We start from the raw sequence: 14,035 nt of genomic DNA, 5'->3' as shown, positions 1-14,035 counted from the left end.
ACTATTGTTATCCATGTAGTAACTTAAGGTGGATGTATGGCAAAGAGAAGAGTGAAAGCTCTGCAAGTCTCAGTAATATGTGGGTTAATGGCATTCCAGTTTCCCGCTTTTTCTAATGATGAAAATACGCAGCAAAGTGTCACCGAAGCGCAACAACCACAAGTTGTTGAAGTTAAAGAAACAGTGACGGTAACACCAACAGAAAGTATGGCAAAGATCACGGCGTCACTTCCCTCGGATGTGAAACCTATTTTTGCAACGCAACTTGCCAAGTTATATGCCGATAAGCAAATGGCACTGTTGTGGCAAGATGAAACGGCGGTGAGTCAATTCCAACAACAATTAGCAGAACTATCACTTTCTGGGATTCAACCTCAATTTAGTGAATGGCTGTCTATATTGGAAAATAACCAGCTCAGTGAACTGGGGCGTGATGTTATTTTATCTGATGCAATGCTTGGATACCTTCAGTATTTGTCTTCCATAGAAGCGAGTGGGCAATATTGGCTGTACACTAACCGTCCATACAAAATTATCGCACCAACCACTGCGCAGATGAAACCTTGGTTAGAGGCTATGGAAGCACAGCGCTTGACTGAATGGATTAAAGAACAAGCGCCTAATCATCCAATGTACCAGCCAATGCGCAAAGAAATGCTTAAATTGTTGGCGCTACCTGAAGATACGTTAGAACTGACAGGCACAAAGACATTAAAACCGGGGCAATCCAGTGACGATGTCCTTGTGTTACGTAAAATTTTACAGCGTGAAGGTTTATTAAGTGAAGGTGCTACTGAAGACGTGGTTGAAACTGAGGTGCCAGAAACGTTAGCGCAAGTGGCAGAACAAGCCAGCGAGCAGGCGAACGAAGCGGCTGTTGCAGAACCTGCGAAACCCGTTAATGCAGCGTCAAAAATTTATGACCAAAAACTGGTTGATGCAGTCAAAAAATTCCAGTTACAGTACGGCTTAGAGGCTGATGGGGTAATTGGTAAAGGGACTCGGGTTTGGCTTAATATGAAGCCAGCACAAAAAGCAGGTTTGATGGCGCTGAATATTCAGCGTTTACGTATTATTCCTGCAAGTAGTGGCACCGGGATTTTGGTTAATATCCCCGGTTATTCATTAGACTTTTATCTGAATGATGAAGTTATTCTTGATTCAAAAGTTATCGTTGGTCGTGCGGATCGTAAAACGCCAATAATGAGCAGCGCATTAAATAATGTGGTAATTAACCCGCCTTGGAGCGTACCAACCAGTATGGCACGTAAAGATATTGCCCCAAAAGGAAAGCAAGATCCTAGCTATTTTAGCCGCAAAGGTTACACGGTTTATTCGGGTTGGGGGCCAGATGCTTATGAAATCAATCCTTATTCAATTGATTGGGATAATATTACCCCAGCAAACTTCCCATATCGTATTAGGCAGGCACCAGGTCCAACGAATTCGTTAGGGCGCTATAAATTCAATATGCCAAGTTCTGATGCGATTTATTTGCATGACACACCAAACCATAACTTATTTAACCGTAATGCACGTGCGATAAGCTCAGGGTGTGTACGCGTGAATAAAGCCAGTGAGCTTGCCAGTATTTTGCTTGGTGATGCAGGGTGGGAACAAAAACGTATTGATGGGGCATTGAAAGAAGGTTCAACACGTTATGTCAATATTCCTGACAGAATTCCTGTTTATCTTTATTACCAAACCGCTTGGGTAGATAAAGACCAGCAACCTCAATACCGTGCCGATATTTATCAATATGATAATAGCATTGATAATGTAGGTGACTATTTGCCGATGTTAAAGAAAATTATGCTGTGATCTTTTTTGACTAATCAGGAAATAGAGGGAGAAGACCCTCTATTTCAGGTGGCCGAAACCGTGAAATGGTTAGCGGTAGTTGGATAAGTTTTAAAAATCAACAAGAAAAATCAATGTGCTGATTTTCGTCCCATAGCATAAAGTGGGAAAACACATATTGTTATCTCACTTTGTCAACAATCACAAACAGCGGAGAAAACCTCTCGGTTGTTATTGCTTTTTGCTCATTTCCATTTAATTCAGAACAATTCTGTTGTTAACTCACAAGGGATGATTATTCTTTAGCTTACATTGTTGGGGTTATGTATTTCCAAAGATGACTCAATAACAGATTTACTGTAATAATGTTATCAAGGCACAGAATTTAGTGATATGACGCGATTTTTGACGATTATTGCAATAAATTTGCCTTAAATTATGCATATCTTTACATAATTATACATTAAAATTGAGAATGATTTGCTAGACTCAACAAGTTGTCTAAAATTCATTGAATTTTTATTTATATTATTAGAGTCTGAGCTATCACCTATGGATATTATTGATCAAACCCGCAGAAAATGGCTGGGAATTGGCGCAGCAGCAGTCGGTCTCAGTTTGTTGCCAAGTCATGTATTTGCCGCAATGACGACACCGCGTCCTCGCATTTTACGTTTTCAAAATATTAATACTGGCGAATTTTTAAAAACAGAATTTTTTGATGGTCACCGTTACAATAAATCGGAACTTGCACGTTTGAATCACTTTTTCCGTGATTACCGTTGTGACAAAGTGAAAACTATCGATCCAAAACTCTTTGATCAAATATATTTATTACAAATGATGATGGGAACCAATAAGCCAGTCCAACTGATCTCGGGTTATCGTTCGTTAGAAACCAATAATAAACTACGCAGTAAAAGCTCTGGGGTTGCGAAAAAAAGCTACCACACACGTGGACAAGCGATGGATTTTCATATTGAAGGTGTACAATTAAGTCATATTCGTAAAGCGGCAATCAAAATGAATGCGGGTGGTGTTGGTTATTATCCTCGCAGCAATTTTATACATATCGATACAGGACCGGCAAGAACGTGGTAATCTGTGCATAGGTGACACAGATTACGGAGTAATTGTTCGATGAAATACACTATTATCCCAGTAACGCCGTTTATGCAAAACTGTCAGGTTATTTGGGATGAAAATACATTAGATGCAGTAGTGGTTGATCCCGGCGGTGAAGCAGAAAAACTGATTTCAGCTATCGAAAGCCGTGGATTAACCCTCACGAAAATTCTGCTTACCCACGGTCATTCAGATCATATTGGTGCATCAGCTACCCTTGCCAAACATTTTTCAGTCCCCATTTATGGTCCTCAGAAAGAAGATGCTTTCTGGATTGAAAACCTTGCTGAACAAAATGCGATGTTCTATATCGGAGATTGCCCTGATTTCACGCCTGACTATTGGTTAGAAGAAGGGGATAAAGTAACTTGTGGTGGCATTAGCTTTGATGTATTGCATTGCCCAGGGCATACGCCTGGACATATCATTTTCGTCAATCATGATGATAAATTGATTTCAATGGGGGATGTGTTATTTAAAGGGGGAGTCGGGCGTAGTGATTTCCCACGGGGTAACCATCAGGAGCTAATCGCATCGATTAAAAATAAAGTGTTGCCATTAGGTGATGACTATCAGTTCATTCCGGGTCACGGACCTATGTCAAATTTAGGTTTTGAACGTAAGACCAATCCTTTTTTACAAAATGATTGATCACGTTATAAACTTTTAATAATTTATAGTTGTTATTTTAATTTACGCCCCATTTATGGGGCGTATTGTTTTGTGTTTTTAAATTCGCACTAAAAGATTGTCTTAATTTTTCTTTTTTAATTTTGATAAAAAGATTTATTCTGATATTTTTAATATGAAAATATATATATTAATAAGGATTGTTAAATGAATTATATGGAAATTAAATTTAACCAGAATGATTTTATTGAATATATTAAATTACCTGAAAATACAGCATTTTTTTCTAAACTCATGACAGAGTATGGATGGGATTATTCAAATACTGTTGTAGGCAATGGTGATGAAGCTGGAGGCTTATGTTATGGCTTCTCAAATGCATTTTTAAAATATGATAGCCTTGGTCAAGGGAAAGATTATATTAATAAGTTATATAATTTATTGTATATCATAAATAAAGATATAGAGGATTTGAGTCCAATAGAAAGGATAAGATATGATGCACTTAAAATTCATGCAAGATCATTACTCAATGAGTATATGCTTGAAGTTATTCGTATTCAAATGATAACAGAAAGATCCTATGTACTTTATAAATATAAAGATAATTTTTATTATCCCAAGGTAAATGAAAATACAAAATTAATTAATTACTTAGAAAATGCAGTAGAGTTAAATAATGTTTCGACTGAAATGCATGTAAATCATACGGATTACATTCAATCAATTATAGAAAAACAAAAGATAGTGTTAAATGAATATATTTCCGCACTGATAGCTGATGAACAATTTTTTCTAACAGAAGAAGGAAAAAGAATCAATTCAGATCCATTATTAAAAAAGCTTAAAAGTGAACTTTCAAGTAGAGCGAATAATATTAATGATAAATTTAATACAGAAGATGCTAGAATAGTGATGCATTATGTCTATCAGAATTTAAGAAGAGAAGAGTATTTAAAACTAGAATCATATTATAAGCTAAATTCTTTAACTATCGGTAACCTTGACCATAATTATACTCATTACGAACGTGGAATGGAGTTTACATTAAGCATAAAGCAATTCAATAAACTACTTTCTAAAATAACGCAAAGTGAAAAGCAGTCTGCATATTTTCTGTTTGGCTCTGAATATCATCAGATGGCGGTATCTGCTATTTACGAGCCAACCACAAATCAATGGTGGTATCGATTTTTCGATTCTAATCATAAGTTATATCAAGTGAATGACAAAGTAAGGTTTTTTAAATTTTTAAATGAATATGGCAAAAAACAAGAGTTTATAAAAAATAAACGAGGTGGCTATGATGTTTCTTTGCTTTTTGTCTATAATGATAAACAAATTAACCATGACAATTATAATGAAATAAAATGGTTAAATAATAATGATGTAAAAATAACCGAGAACGTTCTTCTTTCCGAACGAAAAATAGCCTACACAAATAATAATATAGAAGTTGTTCATGAGGAATTCAATACAATAAATAATATTGCTAAAATAAAATTGACGATCGAAAATAATGAGAAATATATATATACAGATATTCTAGACTATTTAAGTCTATATGATCTAATTGAAGATAATCAAAGGATATTAGGCGATATAAAAGACAATATATTCATTTCTGATGGGAATGATAAAATTTATCCTGTCAATGAAGAAATCATCAGAACTCTTGATTTAACTAATTTCAAAAAAAGTGTTGAAGATAAAGATTATAAAAGCATTAATTTACATATTAAAGCATTAGCAAAAAATACAGTTACACCCGCAATTGGTATATCTGAAAGTCATCAACATGCGATTACGAAGGTTGCAGAAAAATATAATGTCGTAATCGGCATTCGCCCAGTCGATCCTAAATCGATGAGCTTAATCAACTCTGGAATTTATAGTAGCAAAGGATTAAATATAAAAGGTAAAAGTTCAGATTGGGGGCCTCATAGTGGTTTTATCCCTATTCATCAACAGTTCGCCAAAAAGTCAGCTAGAGATGAATTTGAAAAATATAATCGTTATATACAGCAATCCATTGATCAAACACAGGCAATTGCAGTACAGCTTGAAATTACACAGGAACGTGTAGATGAATTAATGAGCTATAAAACGATTACTCCACTAGAAGCATTGGGTGAAACGCAATATAGTGCGACGATAGCGACATATGATGGCAAAGAAAAAATATTTTTATTAAAAAAAACACATCGGAATGAAAACATTATCTGGCAGGTATTTCATCTTGATGAAGGCGATGAAATAGTACCTTTTGAAATACTGGGTGATAAAAAAACAAATAAAGGAATGACAGCGGATTATGATATTTTTAGCATTATTTTCCCTATATCAGAACTAGAACACTATGTAAAAGTTAGTGAAATGCCAAGTTGGGAGGATTGGAAGCAAACGGTTATATATGAAGAGCTAAACGCTGAACAAAAAAAACTTTATAATAGTGAAATAGAATATAATAAACAGGAAGGTAAAGAAAATGGTATTATAAATAAAAGAATTAAGGAGATAAAAAAAGAAATTAATCGTCAATTAGGGTGTGTTGCTGGTTATGAATTAATTCATCATGGTGCTGATGATGCCAATCCAGCTAGCGTCATGAAAGATAATTTCCCAATTACATTTTTTTTGCCAGAGAAATTAAAAGCTAAAGGTGCACTATATGGAGTAGAACATCCCATTAATACTTACTTCCCAATGAATAGTGATGGGGCAATTGTAATTGATAATATTAAGCAGTTATCTGATTTTCAACAGTTATTAATTAATCAAGATTACCGTGTTCCATTTAATCAAAACTGGAATACGGGTGAAGGAAGTGAATATTTTAACCCAAAACGGAAGATATCTGATAGTTATATAAAAAATGCTGAGGAGATAAAACGGAAAATAAGTTCATCAGAAAATGAGAGTAACACAAACTATAAAAGTACTAAAGAATTAAAAAATGATTATTTAATTAAAGAACTTGGTCAGCCAATTGCACAGCTAGATAGTGATTTGGGGGATATTTATCATGTACATAAAAATACTCAAGGTGGGGAGCACTCACGTAATACATCAATAATAGATCAATGGGGGAATGCAATTGAAAAATATAATAACTTGTACAAACAAAAAACAAAAAATCCCTCAGAGACGCTACCAAGTGAATATGATTACAATGTGATTATACAAATAGAAGGTGATGAAACAACCAGCGGAACAGTCGCTAGGGTATTTTCAAAGCATCCTGAAAAATCCATGGTAATTCAATATAATTTACAGGATTGGCAATACAAGATATTACATGGTGACTTGAATAAAATTCATTCGGGTAAAGTCAGGTGGATCATTGTTGGTCATGGAGATTATTATGGTAATAACTTACAAACAGTGTTTTCCAAAGAAAAAGCTGCTAAGTTTGTTGACTCAATTTGCTATTTAAGAGAAAAAATCCTAAGAAGTCAAAGTCCCGATAAGATAGTTTTATTTGGATGTGAATTATCTAGAGGAGGAATTAACGAGAATTTTACCTATTTAGCAGTAAATGAATTTGCGAAAAATAAAATGTATATGCCAGTGAGTAGCTATAAATACTTGGTGGGTGCAAATATAGGTGGGAATAAATTTGTTACGGTGGATAGAAAGAATAGATTTGTTTCACAAGAGAAAAATCTTAAAAATATCTATCAGTATGATCTAAAAACCTCAACGATAAAAATAAATAATAATCCTAGCATACTGTATTTTATTGATGAACTTAGTAAAGAAAATCTGACAATAGAACAGCTGATTGCGAAAAATACACCAGATCCTTTCTCCGTATTTAAACATCCTGAGACTAAGCAATTGGATATTGGGTTAATAAAAAAGATAGCTTATAACCCAGCTGTTTATAAACAATTTACCGAGGAGCTAAGATATTTTAATAATATTTTACCTGATGATTTTTATTCAGTTTTCACGAAAAAAATAAATGATCAAGGTTTTATCGAGGTTCCAATATGGAAAATGATAGATAGTAAAACTATTCAGGGACAATCTGGTTTAAGCCGAGTGAATGATGAAAAATCATTCACTGTGGTTATTCGAATGGTTGGTAATGAAAATGGAAAAAATATCGCTGAAAGATTAGTGGCAACTTCGCCAAAAAATACGATTGTTTTACAGATGGACGTTGATGCTAAAACGTGGAGGATAGAATACGGAAAAACAGAAGTTCCATCTGTATTACCATCTGAAAAATCAGTTAATTGGGTTGTTATCGGTGATGAGCAGCTAGCAAAAAGGCCAGCAAACGACCTTGTTGCTGGGTTTATTGCTGTTAAAAAACAATACCCATACTTGAAACCTGAAAACATTAGGTACCATAGTACCAGTGCTGAGAGTGCCTCTACTAATCATGAACTGATGCGATTCAATCAAAACTTAGCTAATAGCCTAAAAGATCATGGTATAGAGGCTAAATTGACTACGACTTACACTTCTTCAGCGAATATATACCATGTGAAAAATCTGATAACCCTAGAAAGCCATAGTACGATGGGGAACTCAGATCATGCAAAAATACGCACCCTGTTAGAAAAGTTGGCATTAAAAAATATTTTAATATCAGATATAAATGAAGTCGAACATAATTATTTATTGAGATATTTTACTGATAAGACGGGGAATATAGATAGTAAAAAGCTAAATAGTGCCATTTACGATCCGCTATTAAGCCGTAAAATCAATAAATATCTTATGGGGGGGAACCTTGAAGATATAAACCAATGGAATACATTGTTTGAGTTAAAAATACCATCTTCAATACAGCAACAATCCGCAGATCTTCTGACAATTTTGCAAGGGATTCATCATAATCCGGATATTCTTAATCATCTCAGTGATTCATCGATTAATCAATTGAAAGCCGCATTCCCATCAATAAATGATTTTGATCGTGGTAAAGTATTAGCATTAGTTTCAGATCCCAATGCTTATATATTAAAATGTGACCAATTAATGGCAATCAGTCAGCTAAATGATGATAATTTTATTGGCGAAAATGCGCCATATAAAGGTTTAGCACTGAATGACGTGTTGCAACATTATCAATCCAATTACCAATATAGGCAACAGCAGTTTAACCAATTACTTAATCAAGCTCAAAATAGAACACTCGATAGCCAAGTTACTTTATTTAACCACGGTATCATTCGCCAACAAGGTAAACATAATGATATCGACAATAAAATTGGTCTTATTTATGGTTTTGAGACACAGTTAGGTAACGCTGAGTCAGCGAGAAAGCTAATCGAACGTAAGGTTGAGCTAGAAAAAATACAACTGCAAGGTAAATTGAGTGAACAGCAAAATGACCTTTTAAATAAAATATCAAAGTATATTGCGGGTGCTGAAACTGCACTACAACGTAAAGGGATTCATATTGCTGACCAATCAATATTAGATACATTATCAGCATCGAATATTGATTACCATCACCAAAGACATAGTGTTTTACTTATTAAAGGAAAATTAGCAACCTTTACCATTAGCCATACGTATCATGAAGGGATATATCAATATAGTTTACTTGACCCTATAGGAATACAACTAAGTGTCACAAATAAAAATGAGCAATTAGCAAAGCATGAATTTCATTTGCTGGTGAAAAACTATTTAACAGAGGAAATTACGAATATAGATGGTGAACAGATTATTCGAGCAAAACAGGCTGGTTTTGATATCGATAATTTTGGGCGGATAAGAGGCGATATCCAATGGATTAATTTTGATGACCAAGAGATCCGTGATATTGCGCTAGAACAGAAAACACAAAGAGCCAAAATCATCAACCATCCAGTCTATGGTGATGAAAAAAATAGTTGGGTTGTTTTACATGGGGAAAAAATTCCTTTCTTTAAATTGCAGAATTTAGGTGCCGAAATTGATGGGAAGCCACTGGCAATTTCAGACACAACAAAATTTAATTGGCATAAAAAAATACGTTTTCATAGCGAAAAATTAGCTGCTGAGTTAGCTATGTTAGAAGGCAATGATAGCGATTTAGCACTGTTAAAAATCATCCGTCAACAACTCAATGACCCGGAAATAACAACAATTGGCTATGACAATGCTAATTTTAAGGAAAGTGGAGTATTAAGGAAACAATTAAAATATTTATCTCAAGATATGGATATAGATAGCCCGGAGATTAAAGCGAAATTAATTAATAAGCTGCATAAAGTAGGTTTAAAACTGCCACGCTTTCAACGTATTGGAAATCGTTTTGGTCAAGGAATGGGTGGGGCTGGTATCACACAAACGGTGATTAGCATTTATGCTATTCTTAAAAAACTGGATGATCCTGATTTAACAGAAGCGGAATATGCCGAATTAGAAAAGCAGTATTATCTTGCTTGTGGTACTGCATTTTTTAACTATGGCGATATGGTATTGCAACCTATTTTATTAAATTTTGCCAGTAAAGCAGGGGCTTCTTCATTAGCTTGTAGCCGACTCGCTGCGGGAACGGTTATTGTCTTTAATTTGGTAGGGATGGGCTTAGATGCCTACCAAGCTTACGATAATTTAGCTAAATTAGAGCATGTATCAGATCCTAAACAGCGCCAAGACTTGATTGTTAATGCATCATTTTCAATTGCCAGCTTTGTTGTTAATGGTGTCACCGTGATTGGCGTGTTGGCTGCTTCTTCTACTATTCCTGTACTTGGCTTAGTTGTCGGGGGATTGTTGATTGTCGGTGGATGGGTATATAACGGAAGGCGTGCTGTTGAAAATATTAAAGCAGAGATTGATATTAGCTGGAGCCGTGAACTTGAAGAAGGCATACGCGGGGCTGTGGGGCTAGAGCCAACACTACGTAGTCAGCAAGAAATGACAATTAAACGTTATATTGATGCATTTAAAAATGACGCTTGGGCAAGTGATCTTGCTCATTATGAGCAAACACTCGCAAAATCAGGTTTTGATCATCATTTAAGTATCATAGAGAAACCTATTTACCAGAAAAAACAATATTATTATTTAGTGGATAATAAAAATAACTATTTTGGTGGAACATTAGGGAAAATCTCATATGGGCCAGGTAGTTATAAAGAGGTTTATAGTAAGAAAGGTGCTCCTTATTTCACCGAAGATGACGCAGATTTTTTGCTAAATAATTATATTATGCTGTTAGATGGTCGCGTCGGTAAGCCATCTCGAAGGAACAATGGGGGCACTTTTGTCAATGAATTTAGTAAAGAAGCGAAAGAACTATTTGATTTACAACAAACGGGTAAAGAGCCTTCACATGAACGCTATAATTTTAATCCCGAATACTCTGATAGCTTATTTACGGAGTTTAAATCGCGTCATCATATCAACGAGAGTGATTTTAAGTTATCAGTTGAAGAACAATTAGCTTTTTCAATACCTGAGCAACTGAGTTTCTTTTCATTAAAAACCAGATTTGGTGTATTTGGTCAAACACTGCATGGCTCCTATCAACGGTTCAGTGAACATATTATAAATGATAGAAAACGGATAAGTTGGTATTTAAATACGAATGATAGCACTGGTAGTAGTTTCAATACGGCAAGTGGTAATGATGTTATTATTGGTCATCAAAACAAAATGAATGCATTTCTTATTCTCTCTGGTGAAAAATATTTTGCGGGGGGAAAGAAAAGTGATTATTTCTATTTAAGAGATAACAGTATAGATTCTTTGAAACCATATGGTATTGGGAAAATTACTAAGTTTTTAGATGGCTTATCAGGGCAAGATACATTGATAATTGATAGTATGCCGGATAAATACTATGCTGATATTGAACTGGCGAAAAATAATGTATCTTATAAAAATAATCAATCTGGAGGGTTTATTAATGTTGCATATATAAAAAACATAGAAAATATTGTTTTGCGTAATAAAACAAATGACCGAGTTCTCGGTGACGAAAAAGATAATATTCTTGATGGTGGTAGTGGAGACGATTGGCTGTATGGTGACAGTGGTAATGATAAACTTATTTTAGTGCAAGGCTATGCTAAAGGTGGAAAAGGGAATGATAGTTATCAGATTAGGCGTTACGTATGGCATCATCAAGTGGATAATTTATATTTACATGTAAAAAAATATAACCAAACTAATAAAAAAGTAGAAATTAAAAAAGTAATAAATAAATTCTATAAAAATACGAGTTTAGTGTATCAACCAAAAGTAATTATTGATGAAGATAGCCAATCAACAAGTATGGTTAATTTAGAATATACATTAAGGGAAATTGAAGATGTCTATATAGAGGGTAATGACCTATTTTTGCAGATAAAACTGAATGAAGAAATAATAGATGGTATTTCATTTTCCAATGTTTCAAGTAAACCGATAATTAAGCTAAATAATTTCTATAGAAACACTGATTCTGGTAGAGAACTTAACCACAATTATATTTTAAAAACACATGATGGTTTTATACTCAGTAGTAAATTAACCAGTTTGGATAAAGACACCCCAAGCATATTCAGGGATAAAATTTTTTCTATTAGTTACATCGAAACATTAGATCAATCAGTTAGGGAAAATGATAAATCAGTGTATATCGAATCCGCTAGTAATGCCATTGTCATAGATGGAAATCGTGTTTATGTTTCCCCTAGCTGGGGAGAATTTAAATGGACCGGGCTCGCAGAAAATTTAACTTATGAAGGGACTCGTGGGAATGATATTATTACGGAGGTGTCTTCAGGTAATCATATCAAGATTAGTACAGGGAAAGATATTTATCGTATTGAACAGGTAAAAGATGATCCTACGGCAATCATTTTTGATTTTTCAACGGTGAGGGGATTATATACAGATGAAGATAAAGTTATTCTATTATTACCCACATTGAATGGTTTCGATTTACAACAAGATAACCAAACATTATTTATTAAAGATAGGTTCTATAATAAACGGTTTGCTATTCGTTTTGAAAACTATGATGAAAGCATGAGTCAGTCAGTGGTTATTCAAGATAAAGATAGCAATGTGTTTTCAGTGAATTTAATAAGAGATGAATGCACGCTTTCATTAGTCAATAGGCCAAATGAAAGTACAGATAAAAATGATACTATTATTTTGCCCGACGGATATTATGTTGAAAACAACCTGATAAATAGTAAATCGGGCAATGACTTAATATTAGATAAAAGTCGCGATAGCCGTATATTAATTGGTGGTGAAGGTGATGACACAATTAAAACATTCCATGGAAATAATGTTTTATACGGAGGAGAAGGTAAAAATCACCTTTCTGGGGGGAACGGCAATGATGTATTACTTTCGAGTAAAGGTATTGATACATTAATGGGCGGGGCAGGTGATGATCATTATATTGTCGATGGGCGTCATTCAGGAATGGCGTATATTGATGACTGGGAAGGTACCAATACGGTTGATTTATTTCATTTTAAAGGTAAGCCAATTATTGAAGAACAAGCAGATGGCACGGTATTCTCTTATTATATTTCAGAAGCTGGAAAGATAGTTAAAATAAAACAATCCTCTGAGAAAATGGGAATTGCCCCCATGATACACCTCTATGATGAATTTCCAGTTAATTTACAAACCACAACACAAAACGGGATGGGAGCGCTTACTGATGAATTAGCACGTAAGTTATCTCATGCACAAAAGCAGGGTCTAAAAGATATTTGGCAGCCTGTTGATGAAATTTCGAGTGAATTACGAGGGGCGCTGCCTACTTCGACTATTCTAACAACAGAAAAAGTAGACAAGATCATCATTGGTTCTAATCACTCTCGAACCCATTGGCTAATTGATGGTAAGAATGGTGATGACTTAATCATCGATAATAGCCATCATGGCCGCATTATTAAGGGGGGAAAAGGCAATGATCATATCATTTTGGCAGTCACATTGGGTGACTCTGAAGTAGATAATGTCGTCTATTCAGGGGAGGGGGATGACAGAATATTTGGGGGCTATGCCCGTGATGTGATGATTTCATTGGATGGTAATGATCTGCTTATGGGTGGGCAAGGCAACGATTACTACCTTGTCAATGGTTATGGGAAAGGCCATGTGACTATTGATGACAGTTATGGCCGTAACCGCGCTGTATTAGTCAATTTTCAACGTTCTTGGATAAAAGATAGCGTAAATGCCGAAGGTATTAGAGAAACGGTTTATCAGTCTGATGCAGGGCGCACAGTCACTATCCGCTACGATACAAAATTATCCTCCATGGCAAATGTTATTGATATGCAATTTGAGCAAAGCGACAAAGCGACGTGGAATGCGCAGCAGGAACAAACAGTGGATAGGTTAATTCAATCGCTTGTTGAGCAACGGGTTGATGATGAATTAAGTATGATTAATAGCCCTAACACTCATAAAACGGTATGGAACCCAGTGATGCATGTTGAACAATTTTTAACGAATACATTGTGATGCTAAAACAACAAAAGGCACTTTACAGTGCCTTTTCAGACTGCAG

The 14,035-nt window shown here is 34.8% G+C and carries 4 protein-coding genes; all 4 read left to right on the top strand.

The features are described from left to right. Nucleotides 1-36 precede the first annotated feature (36 nt). The 4 genes from ldtD to AB6N04_RS10110 all read left to right on the top strand — a co-directional run bounded on the left by ldtD (nucleotide 37) and on the right by AB6N04_RS10110 (nucleotide 13,989). Nucleotides 37-1,821, top strand: coding sequence for a L,D-transpeptidase (gene ldtD, locus AB6N04_RS10125; protein WP_369308177.1), 1,785 nt, complete (start codon nucleotides 37-39; stop codon nucleotides 1,819-1,821). A gap of 531 nt (nucleotides 1,822-2,352) precedes the next feature. Beyond that, nucleotides 2,353-2,901 (top strand): DUF882 domain-containing protein, encoded by a 549-nt coding sequence (locus AB6N04_RS10120; RefSeq protein ID WP_369308176.1) that lies wholly within the window; start codon nucleotides 2,353-2,355, stop codon nucleotides 2,899-2,901. Between the two features lie 39 nt (nucleotides 2,902-2,940). Next, entirely contained in the window at nucleotides 2,941-3,576 is a 636-nt protein-coding gene (locus AB6N04_RS10115) for an MBL fold metallo-hydrolase (protein ID WP_369308175.1), read from the top strand. Between the two features lie 186 nt (nucleotides 3,577-3,762). Next, nucleotides 3,763-13,989 carry an anthrax toxin-like adenylyl cyclase domain-containing protein gene (locus tag AB6N04_RS10110; protein WP_369308174.1) on the top strand — a complete coding sequence of 3,409 codons (10,227 nt, stop codon included), beginning with the start codon at nucleotides 3,763-3,765 and terminating at the stop codon, nucleotides 13,987-13,989. Nucleotides 13,990-14,035: the final 46 nt, after the last annotated feature.

It is taken from the genome of Providencia rettgeri, assembly GCF_041075285.1.
GTDB lineage: Bacteria > Pseudomonadota > Gammaproteobacteria > Enterobacterales > Enterobacteriaceae > Providencia > Providencia rettgeri_G.
The sequence above is the reverse complement of the archived record's forward strand: the minus strand, read 5'-3'. Positions and strand labels throughout refer to the sequence as shown.

What these genes read in the sequence shown, in the direction of transcription:
- ldtD (WP_369308177.1), top strand. Translation starts at nt 37, where the DNA reads ATGGCAAAGAGAAGAGTGAAAGCTCTGCAAGTCTCAGTAATATGTGGG.
- AB6N04_RS10120 (WP_369308176.1), top strand. Translation starts at nt 2,353, where the DNA reads ATGGATATTATTGATCAAACCCGCAGAAAATGGCTGGGAATTGGCGCA.
- AB6N04_RS10115 (WP_369308175.1), top strand. Translation starts at nt 2,941, where the DNA reads ATGAAATACACTATTATCCCAGTAACGCCGTTTATGCAAAACTGTCAG.
- AB6N04_RS10110 (WP_369308174.1), top strand. Translation starts at nt 3,763, where the DNA reads ATGAATTATATGGAAATTAAATTTAACCAGAATGATTTTATTGAATAT.